This is a genomic window from Bacillus sp. N5-665, from assembly GCF_022637375.2.
GTDB lineage: Bacteria > Bacillota > Bacilli > Bacillales > Bacillaceae_G > Bacillus_A > Bacillus_A wiedmannii.
On record NZ_CP093325.1, the window covers coordinates 1429336 to 1448435 of the forward strand.

A 19100-nucleotide genomic window follows, 5' to 3' on the forward strand; every position below is an offset into this window, starting at 1 on the left:
CAAAATAGGAATATAGAGTAACAGAAAGGATTTTGACAAATGAATGATAAAATTGTCTTTTTTGATATTGACGGAACATTATTAGATCATGATAAGAAGATTCCACAATCTACACGAGATGCAGTAAGACATTTACAAGAGAAAGGTGTGCATGTAGCAATTGCGACAGGACGTGCGCCATTTATGTTTGAAGATATTCGTGAGGAACTCAATATACATAATTATGTTAGCTTTAATGGACAGTACGTTGTATTTGAGGATGAGGTAATATTTAATAACCCGTTACATCCAGCTACCTTACATAAGTTTACTCAGTTTGCAAAACAAGAAGGATATCCACTTGTATATCTTGATCATCAAGAAATGAGAGCATCAGTGGAATATCATGATTATGTGAAAGAAGGGTTTGGAAGCTTAAATTTTGAGCATCCGGCATATGAACCTGATTTTTATGAGAAACGTAATATTTATCAAACACTTCTTTTCTGTGAAGTGAATGAAGAAGAAAAGTTTATTAATCATTACCCAGACTTTCATTTTATTCGCTGGCATGCATATTCAATGGATATTATTCCGAATGGTGGTTCGAAGGCAAAAGGAATTGAGAAATTCATTGAAAAATTAGGGTTTAACCGTGAACAAGTGTATGCATTTGGAGATGGCTTAAATGATTTAGAAATGATCGAAGCAGTTGGGACAGGTATTGTGATGGGGAATGGTCATGAAGACTTGAAAAAACTTGCAAATCACGTGACAAAGGATGTTAGTGAAGACGGCATATATCATGGATTAAAATGGGCTGGATTGCTATAAGTGAATATGGAACCCATTTCATATAAAAAAGGCGGAAGATTAACTTCCGCCTTTTTTTATTATCGCTCTAAAGGTTTTGAATCGTCAGGAGCAGCAAATGGATTTTCTTTATTAATGTGGTCATAGAACATAACACCATTTAAATGGTCAATCTCATGTTGAAATACGATTGCTGGTAAACCTTTTAAACGTAATTTTACTTCTTCGCCGTTGATAGATGTTGCTTTCACTGTAATTCTTGTGTAACGAGGGACATAACCAGGTACTTCGCGGTCTACTGATAGACAGCCTTCCCCGCTTTGTAAATATGTACGTTCAACAGAATGACTAATGATTTTTGGGTTGAATAATGCATGACTATATAACGTACCGTCCGTATCAGTTACATGAACCGCAATCATTTTCTTCGAAATACCGATTTGTGGAGCCGCTAATCCGATTCCAGGGCGCAAACTATATTTTTCAGCCATTTCAGGATCTTGGCTATTTATTACAAATTCAATCATTTCTTTAAGGGCAGTTGTATCTTCTTCGCTCGCTGGCATTGATACCTCTTCTGCAACGTTTCGCAAAATAGAATCTCCTTCGCGAATTACATCTTTCATTGTAAGCATATGTAATCTCTCCTTTCTTCTTTAGTCTACCAAAGGAGGTGGAAAAAGTCATCGACAAGTAGGGAAGCACTTTGGAAAGTGTTTTACTATAGAATATTTATGTATGTAATAAAAAGAAAAGACGGCAAAGCCGTCTGTTTCTTTCCATAGTTGTTTCATTTTACATTAGCGAATGCAAGCAGCACCAACGATAATTAAAAGAATAAACAACACAACGATTAAGGCGAAGCCGCGTCCAGACCCACCACAAGAACCGCCATAACCGTAGGAAGGATTTGAACAAGTTGGATAGCAATATGAGTATCCGTACATGAGATGACCTCCTTTATCATTTCCCGCTAACACTGCGGTTACTATAATGTATGGAGGGAAGAGTAGAAATGTATGGGTAATTACCTATAAAAGGAAGAAGAGTTTGTATATTTTTGCTAAGAAGAGAGAAAAACTAAAGAGAATTAAATCGTTTACATATTATTCTAAGAGAAAAAATAAGTTGAAAAGGGAATAATATAACAGTAGGTTAATGCTTACTAATACAGATGTGAAAAATAAAAACACGTTTGTGTAGAAGAAACCTGCAGATTATTTATAAAAAAACGTAACCAAAGTAATTGACATCGTAATTAGAATAGTTGTAAACTAAAAAACGTGATCAAGATTGTATTAATATGTTTCTGAAAAAACATTAGTACAGATTGTTAGGTACACAAAATTATTCTCAACCGACAGATAAATTTGTTGGTTTACATTGTTGCGTTTTCAGTCTAGCTAATAGATAGTGAAAGCGTTTCAGAATATGGTTCAAGAGAGGAAGAGGTGAACGGAATGGGTACTAAAACAAAAAAGACCCTATTTAATGTTGATGAGCAAATGAAAGCTATCGCAGCTCAATTTGAGACATTACAAATTTTAAATGAAAAAGGCGAAGTTGTGAATGAAGCAGCTATGCCTGAATTATCTGATGATCAATTAAAAGAATTAATGCGCCGTATGGTGTATACTCGCGTACTAGATCAACGTTCTATTTCTTTAAACCGTCAAGGACGTTTAGGTTTCTACGCACCAACAGCTGGACAAGAGGCTTCTCAATTAGCAAGTCATTTCGCACTTGAAGCAGAAGATTTCATCTTACCAGGATATCGTGATGTGCCACAATTAGTATGGCACGGTTTACCATTATACCAAGCATTCTTATTCTCTCGTGGACATTTCATGGGTAACCAAATGCCTGAGAATGTAAATGCACTTGCTCCACAAATCATTATCGGTGCGCAAATCATCCAAACTGCTGGTGTTGCGTTAGGTATGAAACTACGTGGTAAAAAATCTGTTGCAATTACTTACACTGGTGACGGTGGTGCTTCACAAGGTGACTTCTACGAAGGTATGAACTTTGCGGGTGCATTCAAAGCTCCAGCAATCTTCGTTGTACAAAACAACCGTTATGCAATCTCTACTCCAGTAGAAAAGCAATCTGCAGCTAAAACTGTGGCACAAAAAGCAGTAGCAGCAGGTATTTACGGAATTCAAGTAGACGGTATGGATCCATTAGCTGTATACGCAGCAACTGCTTTCGCTCGTGAGCGTGCAGTAAACGGCGAAGGCCCTACTTTAATCGAGACTTTAACATTCCGTTACGGTCCACATACAATGGCTGGTGATGACCCAACTCGTTACCGTACAAAAGATATCGAGAACGAATGGGAACAAAAAGATCCAATCGTACGCTTCCGTGCATTCTTAGAAAACAAAGGCCTATGGTCTCAAGAAGTTGAAGAGAAAGTAATCGAAGAAGCAAAAGAAGATATCAAACAAGCAATTGCTAAGGCTGACCAAGCTCCAAAACAAAAAGTTACTGATTTAATGGAAATCATGTACGAAAAAATGCCTTACAACTTAGCTGAACAATATGAAATTTACAAAGAAAAGGAGTCGAAGTAAGCCATGGCTCAAATGACAATGATTCAAGCAATCACTGATGCTTTACGCGTTGAAATGAAAAATGACCCTAACGTACTTGTGTTTGGTGAAGACGTTGGTGTAAACGGCGGTGTATTCCGTGCTACTGAAGGTTTACAAGCTGAATTCGGTGAAGATCGTGTAATGGATACTCCACTTGCAGAGTCTGGTATTGGTGGACTTGCAGTTGGACTTGCATTAGAAGGCTTCCGTCCAGTTCCAGAAATCCAATTCTTCGGTTTCATTTATGAAGTAATGGATTCAGTTTCTGGTCAATTAGCTCGTATGCGTTACCGTTCTGGTGGACGTTGGACTGCTCCAGTAACAATTCGTTCTCCATTCGGTGGCGGTGTTCATACTCCTGAACTACATGCTGATAGCTTAGAAGGATTAGTGGCTCAACAACCTGGTCTAAAAGTTGTTATTCCATCTACTCCATACGATGCAAAAGGTCTTTTAATCTCTGCGATTCGTGACAACGATCCAGTTATCTACTTAGAGCATATGAAATTGTACCGTTCATTCCGTCAAGATGTACCAGAAGGCGATTACACAATTGATTTAGGTAAAGCTGATATCAAACGTGAAGGTACAGATGTATCTGTTATCGCTTACGGTGCTATGGTTCATGCTGCATTAAAAGCTGCTGAAGAACTTGAAAAAGAAGGTATCTCTTTAGAGGTAGTTGACTTACGTACAGTTCAACCATTAGATATCGAAACAATCATCGCTTCTGTTGAAAAAACAGGCCGCGTAGTTGTAGTTCAAGAAGCACAAAAACAAGCTGGTATTGCAGCTAACGTTGTAGCGGAAATTAACGACCGTGCAATCTTAAACTTAGAAGCTCCAGTTGTACGTGTTGCAGCTGCTGATACAGTATTCCCATTCTCTCAAGCTGAGAGCGTATGGTTACCAAACCATAAAGATATTGTTGAAGCTGTTAACAAAGTAATGAACTTCTAATTTTTAGCTTTTCATGTGCAAAAGAAATCAGCACATGCTGGTTTCTTTTGTACATATTCCATAATAATGAAATGAATCAGGGGGCTGAATTCCGTGGCATTTGAATTTAAACTACCAGATATCGGTGAAGGTATCCACGAAGGTGAAATCGTAAAATGGTTTATTAAACCAGGCGATGAAGTAAACGAAGACGATGTACTTCTTGAAGTACAAAATGATAAAGCAGTAGTAGAAATCCCTTCTCCTGTTAAAGGTAAAGTACTTGAAGTACTTGTAGAAGAAGGAACAGTTGCAATTGTAGGAGATACATTAATTAAATTTGATGCTCCTGGATACGAAAACCTTAAATTTAAAGGTGACGATCATGATGCAGCTCCAAAAGCTGAAGAAGCAGCAGTAGAAGCTCCAGCAGCGGAAGCTACTCCAGCAGCAACTGCAGAAGTAGTAAATGAGCGCGTAATCGCTATGCCATCTGTTCGTAAATATGCTCGTGAAAACGGCGTAGACATTCATAAAGTAGCTGGTTCTGGTAAGAACGGCCGTATCGTAAAAGCTGACATCGATGCATTTGCAAATGGTGGACAAGCAGTAGCAGCAACTGAGGCTCCAGCAGCAGTAGAAGCTACTCCAGCAGCAGCGAAAGAAGAAGCACCAAAAGCACAACCAATCCCAGCTGGTGAATATCCAGAAACTCGTGAGAAAATGAGTGGTATCCGTAAAGCGATTGCTAAAGCAATGGTTAACTCTAAGCATACAGCTCCTCACGTAACATTAATGGATGAAGTAGATGTAACAGAACTTGTTGCTCACCGTAAGAAGTTCAAAGCTGTTGCAGCTGACAAAGGTATTAAATTAACTTACCTTCCATACGTTGTTAAAGCTTTAACATCTGCATTACGTGAATACCCAATGTTAAACACTTCTTTAGATGATGCTTCTCAAGAAGTAGTTCATAAACATTACTTCAACATCGGTATCGCAGCTGATACAGACAAAGGTCTATTAGTACCAGTTGTTAAAGATACAGATCGCAAGTCTATCTTCACTATTTCTAACGAGATCAATGATCTTGCTGGTAAAGCACGTGATGGTCGTTTAGCTCCGGCTGAAATGAAAGGTGCTTCTTGCACAATTACAAACATTGGTTCTGCAGGTGGACAATGGTTCACTCCAGTTATCAATCACCCAGAAGTAGCAATTCTTGGTATCGGCCGTATCGCTGAGAAGCCAGTTGTGAAAAACGGTGAAATCGTTGCAGCTCCAGTATTAGCATTATCTCTAAGCTTTGACCATCGTTTAATTGACGGCGCAACTGCTCAAAAAGCATTAAACCAAATTAAACGTCTATTGAATGACCCACAATTATTAGTAATGGAGGCGTAATAACAATGGTAGTAGGAGATTTCCCAATTGAATTAGATACAGTCGTTGTTGGTGCAGGTCCTGGTGGATACGTTGCGGCAATTCGTGCAGCACAATTAGGTCAAAAGGTAGCAATTATCGAAAAAGCTAACCTTGGTGGCGTATGCTTAAACGTTGGATGTATTCCTTCAAAAGCGTTAATCAATGCAGGTCATCGTTATGAGAATGCAATGCATTCTGATGACATGGGTATCACTGCAGAGAACGTGAAAGTTGACTTTACAAAAGTTCAAGAATGGAAAAACGGCGTAGTTAAGAAATTAACTGGCGGTGTTGAAGGCCTTCTTAAAGGTAACAAAGTTGAAATCATTCGCGGTGAAGCTTACTTCGTAGATGCTAACACATTACGCGTAATGACTGAAGATGCAGCACAAACGTATACGTTTAAAAATGCTGTTCTTGCAACTGGTTCTACACCAATCGAAATTCCAGGATTCAAATACTCTAAACGTGTTATCAACTCTACAGGTGCTTTAAGCTTACCTGAAATTCCTAAAAAACTTGTTGTAATCGGCGGCGGTTACATCGGTATGGAATTAGGAACTGCATATGCTAACTTCGGTACAGAAGTTACTGTAGTAGAAGCTGGCGACGAAATCTTAGCTGGTTTCGAAAAAGCTATGAGCTCTGTTGTTAAACGTGCTCTTCAAAAGAAAGGTAACGTAAATATCCATACAAAAGCTATGGCTAAAGGCGTTGAAGAAACAGAAACTGGCGTAAAAGTTAGCTTTGAAGTTAAAGGTGAAATCCAAACTGTAGAAGCAGATTACGTATTAGTAACTGTAGGTCGTCGTCCAAACACTCAAGAAATCGGTCTTGAGCAAGTTGGAGTTAAAATGACTGACCGCGGCATCATCGAAATCGATGAGCAATGTCGTACAAACGTACCAAACATCTATGCAATCGGTGATATCGTTCCTGGACCACCATTAGCTCACAAAGCTTCTTACGAAGGTAAAGTAGCTGTTGAAGTAATTAGTGGCCATGCATCAGCAATCGATTACATCGGAATTCCTGCAGTATGCTTCACTGATCCAGAATTAGCATCTGTTGGTTACACTAAGAAACAAGCTGAAGAAGCAGGAATGACAGTAGCTGTATCTAAGTTCCCATTCGCTGCTAACGGTCGTGCATTATCATTAAACAGCACTGACGGTTTCCTACAACTTGTAACACGTAAAGAAGATGGTCTTCTTGTAGGTGCTCAAGTTGCAGGTGCAGGCGCTTCTGATATTATCTCTGAGATTGGTTTAGCTATCGAAGCTGGAATGACAGCAGAAGATATCGCTCAAACAATCCACGCTCACCCAACATTAGGTGAGATCACAATGGAAGCAGCTGAAGTTGCTCTTGGAATGCCAATTCACATTGTAAAATAATTATAAAAAAACGTCTTCTAAATTTAGAAGACGTTTTTTTCATGCGTTATATGCATAGAAAAAAAGAGGTGAATTTTTTTGATTCACCTCTTTTTTATTCTTTATTTTCAAATTGATACATTTCTTTATTTGTACTAGTGTCATTATAAAGGAATAACACGATATCAGCATTTAGTTTTTCGAGTTCTTGTTTTACATTTTTGCTTGCCGCAAATCGTGGATCAATAAATGTTGTTTGTTCGAACTCTTGTGCAAATAAAGGATAAGTTGCATCTGCATAAGAATCTTTAATAATGACAGCATGTAGTTTGGTTTTTGCATCTGGATTTAAAATATTTATCTGTGCATAGTCTGTTTGGTAAACGGAACTATAGTCTGGTGAAAGCTTATTTTTGTCTACTGCAAAGAATTCCTTCATCGGCATTTTCATCGATTCTTCTGATTTTGGACCGAGATATACAGTATAATTATCCCACATATTTGGGTTTTGCTTTAATTGTACATATGGGATTGTTTCAGGTGTTTCTATTAAATTATACAGTTGTTTATTCCAACTACCGATAAATTGTCCATTCGGTTTTTCTGTAGTTATTTTATAATCATCTCGATTAACAGCATTACCTTTAAATATTTTAGATTCATTAGCAATGTGCTTCATTGTTTGTTCGTATGCATAAAATGCACCTTTCATATTCCAATGGTGATCGGTTTTAAAGTATAGATCTTCTAATTGTTCATGAGTAAATTCCTTTTGAAGAGCAGGAAGAACATCAATAACAGGGAAATTTATTTTCTGTAACTCTTGTACAAAATAATCACGATGCTTTTGATCGTACCCACGATCTACATATGGCGGGTATTTATACGAAAATGCCGTTAGTTTACTTGGAGCTAACAAGAAATAAAATTCTGTTTTTTGAAATTGAGTTTGTAAGTTTTCTAATTCGTTAACAGACTGTTTAATTTGATTACGCATATCTATTTTGGTAGGTGCAGATAAAATAAAACCGTCATCTGCAACATAATTGTTATTTACGAAAGTTCGATTGAACTTCATTTGTAACTTTGTGTATGTTTCAATAAATCTGTCTCGTGCTGCAATGTGATCTGTAAAGTGTAATTCAGTATCTTTGAAATATTTTCCGGATTTTATAGTATCAATAGTTAGGACTGGATTCAAAGCTAATTCTCTATTTTCAAAATCAGAAAAACTTTTTTTGTCCCAATATATTATTTTTCCGGTCCATATACACATTCCAAAAATAATAGCGAGAAATCCTGTAATTAATATACGATTAGTGAAATTTTTCATAGTTAGCCCTCCTTTAGAAGCGGAAGTAAATAAATGGATTGTAAGTTGCATTCGTTAAATACATCATAGTTATGATTAAGACACTCAAGTAATAAAGTGGAGATAAAATGATTACCTTTTTATTTGCTAATTGATTCTTGATCCAAGAGAAAATTGGAGCTGATGTAATAATAGCAAGTATAAAGATTCCCCAATAATTCATCACATAGAAATAACTCGTAATGTCAGTCAACGATCCATTTAATCCGAACATTGCTTGTAAAAATTTAGAACAGTAGCTAAAATTATCAGCGCGGAAGAACACCCAACCAATAATCACTAAGAACATAACGTATACGTGTTGAATCGGCCACCATAATTTTTGTAATAATTTTTCGAAACCAGCCTTTTCTAAAGCAATTAAACATCCGTAATAAATACCCCAAATCATAAATGTCCAACTAGCTCCATGCCAAAATCCGGTTAACGCCCATACAATGAAGAGATTACGATAGATTTTCCAAGTAGATACGCGATTCCCACCTAATGGAATATAAACATAATCACGGAACCAAGAACCAAGTGAAATGTGCCAACGACGCCAAAATTCAGAGATGGATTTTGAAATATATGGATAATTGAAGTTTTCTAAGAAATCAAATCCGAACATTTTTCCTAATCCAATTGCCATATCACTGTAACCTGAAAAATCGAAATAAATTTGTAATGTGTAAGCGATCGCGCCAATCCAAGCGGTAGATACGCTCATTGTTGCTGGATCCATCGCAAATATTTCATCGGCAATAGCTCCTAATTGATTCGCAATTAAAACCTTCTTTCCTAATCCAATGATAAAACGACGAATTCCTTCTGAAAACTTATCAGCAGTAACTGTTCTAACATGTAATTGATAAGCGATTGTATTATATCGCACAATTGGCCCTGCTACTAATTGTGGGAAAATAGTAAAGTATAGTGCGAGATCAAATAGATTTCGCTGAGCTTCTACTTTTTTCTTATAAATGTCAATAATATAACTCATTGCATGGAAAGTGAAAAATGAAATCCCAATTGGTAAGGGGATTTTTTCTAGTACAATGTTTGTATGAAAAATGCCATTTATATTATCTACTAAGAAATTAGCGTATTTAAAATATCCGAGTATAGCAGTATTGACAACGATTGCTATAGTCAGAATAACTTTTCTATTTGCACTAGACAGTCGGTCTTTATTAAGCCATATTCCGAACCAATAGTTGATGAAAATAGAAAAAAGCATTAGGAAGACATATATTGGTTCTCCCCAAGCATAAAATAATAAACTAAATAATAGAAGAACTATGTTTTGTAATTCTTTCCGTACTGAGTAGTACACGAAAAGAATTGCAGGTAAAAAAAGGCATAAGAAAAACAAATTGCTAAATACCATGTATCATTAATTCCTTTCTGTCTTTTCTCTTTAAGGAGTATACCATGCGATAAATGAATAATCTATCTTATAGGAGATATGAGAGAATTTATTGTTAAAAACGAGGAATATTCGCATTTGAATAGTTGGAGAATTTGAAAAAGAAAAATACAACGATGAATTAGGTGGGATTTAGAAAAGTCTACCTTCAAAATGTTAAGAGGGAAGAGCTGAAGCATATAAATAGGAAGAAAAAGGAGGTAACGCTATGAAAATTACACTAGCTTCATTTTTTCATCTAGTTTTATGGAGTGGATTTTCAGCAGTGTTATTATTGTCAAGTCGTGATAAACTTCATTATAAAATTTTTCTTTTTCTTATATTTTTGTACTTAGCGTATGTAATAGCGTATGTCATACTAAGTGCAAGGAGAAAAGCGATGCTTCTTACTTGCACAAATAGTATGATCTTTCTAATCATTTATTTTTGTTTTTAAATTAACGTTTATAGAAATACATTGTTCTTCCATTAAATAATTGTAATTCTCCTTCTAATTTCTTCGCTAGAAAACGGCAAAATTCATTTGCTTTTCCTTTATCACCGAATGTTGCAGTAGGTGGTAAAGAAATCTGAATAAAAGATTGTTCCTTTTCTATACCAACACCAACATATATGGAGTCATATCGATCGTGAGTAGCTTGTAGTTTTAATGTTGTTGCTGATGTATCTAAAATTTCATAAGGAAAAGCGGTATTTGTATAAGCGTAATTAATTTGAACACCAGTTTTGGAAGTAACTGTTTTATAGTACTGAAAAAGTTGTTTTATATCATCTGTTGAAACAGTTTGTTGATTGGATTTAGGTACAAGCGTAATAAAGGCATGTTGCATATAAGCTCCTCCTAACTTAGTAGAATACTATCATTCTACATCCTACTGAATTTTTTGACAATTAAAAGGAGTATTCCTTTTTTTGTTTAATATACTAATGAAAGGTGATGTAGAAAGGTGGAAACCGATGTTTGAAAAATTGTATGATGAGCATGAAAGTGTGAAGGTACGATTTTTGGGGTTTATGACACATGATACTCGTTATGATTTTGGTGTTATTTATACAAATATGTTTTTTGGAAAGCCGCTCATTGTTTGCATGCAAACAGGAAGGTCTACTTTACTTGGAAGAGATGATGTAGAGAATGTGCAACATATACAGGAAGTTTTTAAATTGGGGTCAGAAGAGGAAGCAGCAGAGTTAGCTCAGTTTTTTAAATTTTTAGTCCCATCTACTTCTTTGCATGCGGAATATGAAGAATAATTAATGTAAAACAGTCGTACGTATAAATATGGCTGTTTTTTTGTTTGAATATCGCATACTAATTTAAATTAAAAATATTTAATGTGTTATACTAAAAACCTATTGACGTAAAAAGTATAACATATTAAAATAAAGACAGAAAGTTAAGCGGTTACAAAAGTTTTTGGGATTATAAACTTAGGGGGAAATGAAAAATGGGAACGATCGTATGTCAAGATTGTGAAGGTACAATTGCGCACTTCGAGGATGAGAAAGTAACGGTACTTTACGGGAAATGTGGATCTTGCGGATGTGATCACACAGAGCATACAAAAGCCCAATAATTGATAGGAAATGGACAGCTAAAAGTTTTTAGGACCATAAACTTAGGGGGAAATGAAAAATGGGAACAATCGTATGCCAAGTATGTGAAGGAACAATCGGTCATTTTGAAGATGAAAAAACGACAGTGCTTTACGGAAAATGTGGTACAAATTGTGACTGTGCTAATAGAGACCAGGCGAAAGCTTAATTATAAATAAGTAGATTATTATTAAAACTCAGGGGGAAATGAAAAATGGGAACAATCGTATGCCAAGTATGTGAAGGAACAATCGGACATTTTGAAGATGAAAAATCAACAGTACTATACGGAAAATGTGGATCTCATTGCGAATGTGACCATAAAGAACATACAAAAGCTTAAATAAGAAGAAGCGCCTACATATACATATGTAGGCGCTTTTTTAATAAATTGTAGTTGTATGGCCAATTGTTGCAACGATTGCATCATCTCTAATCGGAATAAAGCCTATCGATGTCTGTGGAGTGCTAGGAGAGGCGTAGTGGCTCATGAGACGGCTATCGATACGGGTAATAGTATCGGTCAAGAAAGCTGAAATAAAAGCGTAAGGGACTCGTCGTTCATTTAATGAGTATATAATTTCCTCTTTTGTTTTTACACCTACGCCATGTCCGTAAAAAAAGAAATTTCCTAGATAGATTGTATTTTCTCCTTGCCACTCGATCGTAGCTGGATTCACTTGTGGATTTTTAAAATAAACGAGATCACCTGGAACAAGATCGCCACCCGTTTTTGTTATGAGCTTTAAATCTTGATCGTAGTCCCACGTATAAAGTAAAAGGTTTGCAAAGAGACGGTTGAAAGTTTCTTCCTCATATAATGATAGTAAAGCTTTGTAAAAAATAATGATCATAGCGGTGGCGCATTCAGTTCCATATAGTTTTCCGTTTTTGAAAATATCTTGTATGGCAATGGAAGGGGGTATGTTTGGTAGTAGCTCGAATCCTCCAAGTGACGTTCTTTTCCAATACTGGGGGTTGCAAAAGGATTGTTGAAATGTGCGAAACTGAAATCCACTTTGAAAAAGTTCTAATGCAGAAGTAATAATATTCACTCGCAAATTTAGATCAAAGCTGAGTTCATCAGATGTTCGGAAGGAATAAATTTCTTGATTTCCTGCCATTATCGATAAAATTTGTTGTTTCTCAGTTGCAAATGGCTCATATTCATTTATGATATAAGGATGTACAATAGAACGGCCTATTACAATCATAATCGTATCCCCACCTATACGTTACATTACTTAATATCGTATGGGAAAAGAGAAAAAGGGTGAAAGAAAAGCCTATCAACTGATAGGCTTGTACTCTTTAATCACACGTAATGTTTGTAATGTCATATCTTCAGGACCTTGTACAGGTAAACCCGCTTCTAAGTTTTTACGAATATACTCTAAGTTATCTTGTGTAATAATTTCCCCCGGAGTAAAGATTGGAATCCCTGGCGGATAAACCATAACGAAATCAGCTATAATACGACCTGCTGCATTTTCAAACGGAATGACTTCTGTTTCCGAATAAAAAGCATCTCGAGGAGAAAGTGCTAGCACTGGTATTTCTGGAATTTCTACTTGTATTTGAACACCTTTATCGGCTTTATTTCTAAATGTTGCTGCTAAATCTTGTAATGCTGCAATAAGTGTATTTGTCTCACTTTCTGTATCCCCAAAAGTGACAAGACATAGTATGTTGTATAAATCCGAGAGTTCTACTTCAATGTTATATTGCTCTCTAAGCCATACTTCAGCCTGATGGCCTGTAATACCTAAATCTTTTACAGATACAATTATCTTTGTAGGATCGTAGTTAAAAGTAGCATCTGTACCTAGCATTTCTTTCCCAGGACAGTAAAGATCCTCAACAGCATTAATAGCATCACGAACTTGTTCCGCTAATTGTATTGTTTGTTCTATGAGTGCTGTTCCTTCTGTAGCAAGACGTTTTCTAGCAACATCTAGGGATGCTAACAAGATGTAAGAAGTTGATGTAGTCGTAAGCATGCTAATAATAGATTGAACATGTTTAACGTTCACAAGGCCTTCCTTCACGTTAAGAATAGAACTTTGCGTTAAAGATCCTCCTAATTTGTGAACACTTGTTGCTGCCATATCTGCACCGGCTTGCATCGCTGACATCGGCAATTCATCGTGAAAATGAATATGAACACCATGAGCCTCATCAACTAGTACAGGGATATCATAAGAATGCGCTAATTGGACAATCTGTTCTAAGTCCGCAGCAAAGCCAAAGTATGTTGGATTAATAACAAGTAAGCCTTTCGCATCTGAATGCTCTTCAAGTGCCTTTTTGACAGATTGAATTGTGATTCCGTGTGAAATACCAAGTTTTGGATCGATTTCAGGATGCATGAAAATCGGTTTTGCACCTGAGAAAATAATAGCTGACATTACTGATTTATGCACGTTTCGTGGCACTAGGATTTTGTCACCAGGACCGCACACGCTCATCACCATTGTCATTATTGCACCACTTGTACCTTGAATAGAAAAGAAAGTATGATCTGCACCAAATGCAGCGGCTGCTAAATCTTGTGCTTCTTTAATCATACCTTTTGGATGATGTAAATCATCGAGCGGCGCAATATTAATTAAATCAATTGCTAATGCATTATGCCCAATAAATTCGCGAAATGTAGGATCCATGCCCTGTCCTTTTTTGTGACCAGGAATATGGAATTGAATTGGATTTCGCTTACTGTGCTCAACTAAAGCGGTAAACAATGGTGTTTCGTATTGGGACAATCTATACACCCCTTCTTTTTCATAATATTTATTAGAGTTTGTTTTATATAATCTTGTTCTAAAAAAGTTAAGTGCTTTTTAGAATGAGACTTGTTTTTCTGCCAATCACAAAAGCATTTTTGAGATGGTAGGTTCACTTTATTTTCTATAAAACAAAAGCATTATATCACCAATAATTATAGATGTATAGAAAAAAATATTTTTACAGTGAGTATGTTAAATAGTTATTTCCAATTAACTTATAGAGGAAGACAATTCCATCACAATGAATAAATAGTGTATAATGCAAAGTGGCTATAGTGAAGAAGAAAAAAATCCCTTTAAGATAGCATATTGAGATAAGAAGAAATGATAAATGAGGTGCGAAATGGAATATCAATATCCGTTAGATTATGATTGGTCAAATGAGGAAATGGTTGTAATTGTGAAGTTTTATGAAGCAATTGAGAAAGCATACGAAAAAGGAATTATAAGAGAAGAATTAATGGGATTATATCGTCGTTTTAAAGAGATTGTTCCATCTAAAGCAGAAGAGAAGAAAATTGATAAAGAGTTTCAAGAAGTAAGTGGATATTCTATATACCGTGCGATTCAAAGGGCGAAAGAAACTGAAGAACAAAAGCTTGTGAAAATGTAAAAATATTTTGAAAAATGAAAACTGAAGTGATATAATGTGATAACAACTAAAAACGGACAATATAAATTGTCCGTTTTCTACTATCGATTACAAAGTGCATATAAAGGAAGGAGTGATTGCATCGTAGATTCAATCTTAGCAAGGAATTGTTCGTTGGTCATTGCTGAAAACTCCTCTGGTGATATATGAATACCAACTAATAATTCTGCTTTTTTCACAGTAGCTAGACGTTCAATCATCTTTTGTAAGTCTTCTGTTTCAAGTGTTTTATGTAATTTTACACTTGGTTTAGTATGGTCAATGGACCAAACGAAGTCATTTGGAATATTTGTTTTTAAATCATTTAAATGTTCTAAGAAGGCGTGAGCCGTCTCCACTTTTTGTGGACACTCATAGATTAAACCAAAGTATATGAAGGCATGAGTACCCCATAATCCAATTTGGAAATGTGGCAGCATTTTATAACCGCGTTTATTTGTTGAAAAAGCAACCCAAGTATCGTTTGGTGGATTGACTTTGCGGCGTGCATGTTTTGCTACATGATAAAAAAAGTTCTCATCAGTTTGTTTGGATAAATACGTTGCAAACTGTTCCCCTAAAGCTTCCAGCTTAGGATGAATGTTCGTTTTAATTGCACTCATTCGTTCTTCGAGACCATCAACTGTAAAGACCTCAAAATCAGTTGACTTGAATGTTTGTAGTGTCATGATTGTTCCTCCAACTCCTATTTTGCTTTTATTTTAGCATAGCTTGTACTATTCATAAAAAAAACAGCACAAAAAAAATTAAATAAAAAAATATAATTTTGTTGCATAGATGATTTATCCAACATAGTATAGTATAAAACAAAAAATCAGAAAATTGAATCAATTCCAGTCCGAGGGCAGACGAATATTGGGAGGAGGCAAATAATATGAGACAGGTGATTAATGCGTTAAAGAGAACAGATGCTGAAAAGAGAATACCGGTGCTACGTTTGGAGCTAGATTATGAATTAGCAACTTTATATGATGCGATGATGGAGAATGATAAACTGAAAAAAGAAGAGTGTGTACAAAAGTTAGAAGTGTTAAGACTTGAAATGATTCGTTTAGAAGCGTAATAATAGTATATGTATAAAAAATTAGTTGGTGCGAACCTTATAAAGGGTTCGTTTTTTCTGTGAACAGTATAGATCGGAGTGTTTAAACATGCAAGAAGTATGGAAAGACATCGATGCACACGCCAAACAGTGGATTCGAGATGCAGGAGAGTTTTTAATGGCATCAATGGAAAAAGCACTTATTATAGAAACGAAATCCAATGCAGCTGATTTAGTAACAAATATGGACCGAGAAATAGAACAGTTTTTAATTGGGAAAATTAAAGAAACATTCCCGAACCATAATATTTTAGGAGAAGAAGGTTATGGAGATGAGGTAACTTCTTCTGAAGGGGTTGTTTGGTTAATTGATCCAATTGATGGCACGATGAACTTTGTTCATCAAAAAAGAAATTTCGCAATTTCAATTGGAATTTATGAGAACGGTATCGGAAAGGTTGGACTCATTTATGATCCAGTTCATGATGAATTATACCATGCGGTAAAGGGAGCTGGAGCATTTTGTAATGAAGTACCAATACCTTTATTGGAAAAAGGAACTGTAGAGCAAGGTATTGTAGCTTTAAATGCGATATGGCTTACCGACAATCCAATGCTTAATAAGGAAAGTATGATGGCACTGGTTAAGAAAGCAAGAGGCACGAGATCATATGGCTGTGCAGCGTTAGAGATGGTATACGTTGCAACAGGAAGAATAGATGCATATGTAACGCCGAGATTATCACCATGGGATTTTGGTGGGGGACAGATAATTGTAGAGGAAGTTGGAGGCAAGGTGACAACTTTTTCTGGATCCCCGCTTTCTATCGTAGAGAAGAGCAGCGTATTAGTTGCAAAACCAGGAGTGTATGAAGAGTTGTTACGATTTATAGCGGAGTAACAAAAAAAGTAAGAGGCTGTATAAGCGCTTCTTACTTTTTGACGTTATTTCGATTTACGCATTTTTCTTTTTGTTACAAAACCGTATCCAACTGTAACAAATGTGCCGATAATGCAAATAATAATACCGATGGGACTATTTTCAGCAACCATAATGCCGATACCGATTAAGAAAATAACACCGATAATTGCAGTTAATAAAAAGCGATATTGAATGTGTTCCATTTCTTCACCCTCCAATCTCATTTTACTTTCACAAAAGTAAGAATACAACTATATTTTCATTCTTGATTTTATTTTGATTGCCATTGTATCCCCTTCGCTCTTATAATAGAGAAGGATTAAAAAGACATTAGGAGTTGGACATGTTGAAAAAACGACAAGATTTACGAAATATAGCAATTATTGCCCACGTTGACCATGGTAAAACAACACTTGTTGACCAGTTATTACGTCAAGCGGGGACGTTCCGTGCGAATGAACATATTGAAGAACGCGCAATGGACTCAAACGATCTAGAAAGAGAACGTGGTATTACAATTTTAGCGAAGAATACTGCGATTCACTATGAAGATAAAAGAATTAACATTTTAGATACACCTGGTCACGCTGACTTCGGTGGAGAAGTAGAACGTATCATGAAAATGGTTGATGGTGTTCTACTTGTTGTTGATGCATATGAAGGTTGTATGCCACAAACACGATTTGTTTTAAAGAAAGCTCTTGAGCAAAACTTAACTCCAATCGTTGTTGTAAACAAAATTGACCGTGACTTCGCTCGCCCTGATGAAGTAGTTGATGAAGTAGTTGACTTATTTATCGAACTTGGTGCAAACGAAGATCAATTAGAGTTCCCAGTTGTATTTGCATCAGCAATGAACGGAACAGCAAGCTTAGATTCAAATCCAGCAAATCAAGAAGAGAATATGAAATCATTGTTTGACACAATTATTGAACATATTCCAGCACCAGTTGATAACAGCGAGGAGCCACTTCAATTCCAAGTAGCACTTCTTGATTACAATGACTATGTTGGTCGTATCGGGGTTGGACGCGTATTCCGTGGTACAATGAAAGTAGGACAACAAGTTGCATTAATGAAAGTTGATGGAACTGTAAAACAATTCCGTGTAACGAAATTATTTGGTTACATTGGATTAAAACGTCAAGAAATTGAAGAAGCAAAAGCTGGAGATTTAGTAGCTGTTTCGGGTATGGAAGACATTAACGTAGGTGAAACGGTATGTCCGGTTGAGCATGAAGAGGCTTTACCATTATTACGTATCGATGAGCCAACACTACAAATGACATTCCTTGTAAATAACAGCCCATTTGCAGGTCGTGAAGGTAAATTCATTACATCTCGTAAAATTGAAGAGCGTCTTCGTTCACAATTAGAAACAGATGTAAGTTTACGTGTAGATAATACAGATTCTCCTGATGCGTGGATCGTATCTGGACGCGGGGAATTACATTTATCTATCCTAATTGAAAACATGCGTCGTGAAGGTTATGAACTACAAGTATCTAAGCCTGAAGTAATTATTAAAGAAGTTGATGGCGTAAGATGTGAGCCTGTAGAGCGCGTGCAAATCGATGTACCTGAAGAATACACTGGTTCTATTATGGAATCTATGGGTGCACGTAAAGGTGAAATGTTAGATATGGTGAATAACGGAAACGGTCAAGTTCGCCTTACTTTCATGGTTCCAGCACGTGGTTTAATTGGTTACACAACAGAATTCTTAACATTAACTCGTGGTTACGGTATTTTAAACCATACATTCGATTGCTACCAACCAGTACACGCTGGACAAGTTGGTGGACGTCGCCAAGGTGTTCTAGTTTCACTTGAAACAGGAAAAGCATCACAATACGGTATTATGCAAGTTGAAGACCGTGGTGTAATCTTCGTTGAACCAGGTACAGAAGTATATGCTGGTATGATTGTTGGAGAACATACTCGTGAGAATGACTTAACAGTTAACGTTGTAAAAATGAAACAACAAACTAATATTCGTTCTGCGACGAAAGATCAAACTTCAACAATGAAAAAACCACGCTTAATGACTTTAGAAGAGTCATTAGAGTACTTAAACGATGACGAGTTCTGTGAAGTAACTCCAGAATCAATTCGTCTACGTAAAAAAATTCTTGATAAGAGCGAGCGCGAAAGAGCTGCTAAGAAAAAGAAATCTGTAGAAGCGTAAAATAA

Annotated in this window: 23 protein-coding genes; 14 read left to right on the forward strand and 9 right to left on the reverse strand. The window is 36.2% G+C overall.

Translation table 11 applies throughout. The features are described from left to right. Nucleotides 1-39 precede the first annotated feature (39 nt). Nucleotides 40-813: a Cof-type HAD-IIB family hydrolase gene (locus MNO09_RS09940; RefSeq protein WP_000998283.1), complete on the forward strand. Its 774-nt coding sequence runs from the start codon at nt 40-42 to the stop codon at nt 811-813. Between the two features lie 59 nt (nt 814-872). Here the strand turns inward: MNO09_RS09940 and def are convergent, their stop codons facing one another. Both def and MNO09_RS09950 read right to left on the reverse strand, forming a co-directional pair. Continuing rightward, nucleotides 873-1427, reverse strand: coding sequence for a peptide deformylase (gene def, locus MNO09_RS09945; RefSeq protein WP_000957060.1), 555 nt, complete (start codon nt 1425-1427; stop codon nt 873-875). A 165-nt stretch (nt 1428-1592) separates the two neighbouring features. Then, complete coding sequence (locus MNO09_RS09950) at nt 1593-1739, reverse strand: YjcZ family sporulation protein (protein WP_000274561.1); 147 nt, start codon at nt 1737-1739, stop codon at nt 1593-1595. Nucleotides 1740-2252: 513 nt separating this feature from the next. On the opposite strand from MNO09_RS09950, the gene pdhA reads away from it, so the two are divergent. From pdhA to lpdA, 4 genes are all read left to right on the forward strand, one after another. Then, nucleotides 2253-3368 (forward strand): pyruvate dehydrogenase E1 component subunit alpha, encoded by a 1116-nt coding sequence (gene pdhA / locus MNO09_RS09955; RefSeq protein ID WP_000536893.1) that lies wholly within the window; start codon nt 2253-2255, stop codon nt 3366-3368. A 3-nt stretch (nt 3369-3371) separates the two neighbouring features. Further along, nucleotides 3372-4349, forward strand: coding sequence for a pyruvate dehydrogenase complex E1 component subunit beta (pdhB, locus tag MNO09_RS09960; protein ID WP_000068162.1), 978 nt, complete (start codon nt 3372-3374; stop codon nt 4347-4349). Nucleotides 4350-4442: 93 nt separating this feature from the next. Then, on the forward strand, nt 4443-5732 hold the full coding sequence (pdhC, locus tag MNO09_RS09965) for a pyruvate dehydrogenase complex dihydrolipoyllysine-residue acetyltransferase (protein WP_000863412.1): 1290 nt from the start codon (nt 4443-4445) through the stop codon (nt 5730-5732). Nucleotides 5733-5737: 5 nt separating this feature from the next. Continuing rightward, on the forward strand, nt 5738-7150 hold the full coding sequence (gene lpdA / locus MNO09_RS09970) for a dihydrolipoyl dehydrogenase (RefSeq protein WP_000260105.1): 1413 nt from the start codon (nt 5738-5740) through the stop codon (nt 7148-7150). Between the two features lie 94 nt (nt 7151-7244). On the opposite strand, the gene MNO09_RS09975 is transcribed toward lpdA, so the two are convergent. Together MNO09_RS09975 and MNO09_RS09980 are read right to left on the reverse strand one after the other, a co-directional pair. Further along, nucleotides 7245-8462, reverse strand: coding sequence for a DHHW family protein (locus MNO09_RS09975; protein WP_000788137.1), 1218 nt, complete (start codon nt 8460-8462; stop codon nt 7245-7247). 13 nt (nt 8463-8475) lie between these two features. Next, nucleotides 8476-9870, reverse strand: coding sequence for an MBOAT family O-acyltransferase (locus MNO09_RS09980; protein ID WP_000232071.1), 1395 nt, complete (start codon nt 9868-9870; stop codon nt 8476-8478). A gap of 247 nt (nt 9871-10117) precedes the next feature. Between MNO09_RS09980 and MNO09_RS09985 the strand changes: the two genes are divergently transcribed. After that, nucleotides 10118-10345, forward strand: a complete 228-nt coding sequence (locus MNO09_RS09985) for a hypothetical protein (protein ID WP_000705129.1) — start codon at nt 10118-10120, stop codon at nt 10343-10345. Between the two features lies 1 nt (nt 10346). Here the strand turns inward: MNO09_RS09985 and MNO09_RS09990 are convergent, their stop codons facing one another. Continuing rightward, a complete protein-coding gene (locus MNO09_RS09990; RefSeq protein WP_001163319.1) occupies nt 10347-10739 on the reverse strand; it encodes a DUF1885 family protein in 393 nt (130 codons plus the stop codon). A gap of 127 nt (nt 10740-10866) precedes the next feature. Between MNO09_RS09990 and MNO09_RS09995 the strand changes: the two genes are divergently transcribed. The 4 genes from MNO09_RS09995 (at nt 10867) to MNO09_RS10010 (ending at nt 11848) form a co-directional block, all read left to right on the forward strand. Then, on the forward strand, nt 10867-11163 hold the full coding sequence (locus MNO09_RS09995) for a DUF3055 domain-containing protein (RefSeq protein WP_033656384.1): 297 nt from the start codon (nt 10867-10869) through the stop codon (nt 11161-11163). 194 nt (nt 11164-11357) lie between these two features. After that, entirely contained in the window at nt 11358-11486 is a 129-nt protein-coding gene (locus MNO09_RS10000) for a GapA-binding peptide SR1P (protein ID WP_000536778.1), read from the forward strand. Between the two features lie 59 nt (nt 11487-11545). Next, entirely contained in the window at nt 11546-11674 is a 129-nt protein-coding gene (locus tag MNO09_RS10005) for a GapA-binding peptide SR1P (protein ID WP_000536802.1), read from the forward strand. 45 nt (nt 11675-11719) lie between these two features. After that, nucleotides 11720-11848, forward strand: coding sequence for a GapA-binding peptide SR1P (locus MNO09_RS10010; RefSeq protein WP_000536796.1), 129 nt, complete (start codon nt 11720-11722; stop codon nt 11846-11848). Nucleotides 11849-11888: 40 nt separating this feature from the next. Here the strand turns inward: MNO09_RS10010 and MNO09_RS10015 are convergent, their stop codons facing one another. Together MNO09_RS10015 and speA are read right to left on the reverse strand one after the other, a co-directional pair. Beyond that, a complete protein-coding gene (locus MNO09_RS10015) occupies nt 11889-12719 on the reverse strand; it encodes a protein-glutamine gamma-glutamyltransferase (protein ID WP_088107346.1) in 831 nt (276 codons plus the stop codon). A gap of 75 nt (nt 12720-12794) precedes the next feature. Then, nucleotides 12795-14267 carry an arginine decarboxylase gene (gene speA / locus MNO09_RS10020; protein ID WP_000084901.1) on the reverse strand — a complete coding sequence of 491 codons (1473 nt, stop codon included), beginning with the start codon at nt 14265-14267 and terminating at the stop codon, nt 12795-12797. Nucleotides 14268-14634: 367 nt separating this feature from the next. On the opposite strand from speA, the gene MNO09_RS10025 reads away from it, so the two are divergent. After that, nucleotides 14635-14904, forward strand: a complete 270-nt coding sequence (locus tag MNO09_RS10025) for a UPF0223 family protein (RefSeq protein WP_000456565.1) — start codon at nt 14635-14637, stop codon at nt 14902-14904. An 80-nt stretch (nt 14905-14984) separates the two neighbouring features. On the opposite strand, the gene MNO09_RS10030 is transcribed toward MNO09_RS10025, so the two are convergent. Continuing rightward, entirely contained in the window at nt 14985-15611 is a 627-nt protein-coding gene (locus MNO09_RS10030; RefSeq protein ID WP_000175087.1) for a YktB family protein, read from the reverse strand. Between the two features lie 206 nt (nt 15612-15817). Here MNO09_RS10030 and MNO09_RS10035 point away from each other — a divergent pair, with 206 nt between their 5' ends. Both MNO09_RS10035 and MNO09_RS10040 read left to right on the forward strand, forming a co-directional pair. Further along, a complete protein-coding gene (locus MNO09_RS10035) occupies nt 15818-16006 on the forward strand; it encodes a YkzI domain-containing protein (protein WP_001250166.1) in 189 nt (62 codons plus the stop codon). Nucleotides 16007-16094: 88 nt separating this feature from the next. Continuing rightward, nucleotides 16095-16886 carry an inositol monophosphatase family protein gene (locus tag MNO09_RS10040; RefSeq protein ID WP_001158688.1) on the forward strand — a complete coding sequence of 264 codons (792 nt, stop codon included), beginning with the start codon at nt 16095-16097 and terminating at the stop codon, nt 16884-16886. A 44-nt stretch (nt 16887-16930) separates the two neighbouring features. Here MNO09_RS10040 and MNO09_RS10045 read toward each other — a convergent pair whose 3' ends face one another. After that, nucleotides 16931-17110 (reverse strand): DUF5325 family protein, encoded by a 180-nt coding sequence (locus MNO09_RS10045; protein WP_000400128.1) that lies wholly within the window; start codon nt 17108-17110, stop codon nt 16931-16933. A 140-nt stretch (nt 17111-17250) separates the two neighbouring features. Between MNO09_RS10045 and typA the strand changes: the two genes are divergently transcribed. Continuing rightward, nucleotides 17251-19095: a translational GTPase TypA gene (typA, locus tag MNO09_RS10050; RefSeq protein ID WP_000914755.1), complete on the forward strand. Its 1845-nt coding sequence runs from the start codon at nt 17251-17253 to the stop codon at nt 19093-19095. Nucleotides 19096-19100: the final 5 nt, after the last annotated feature.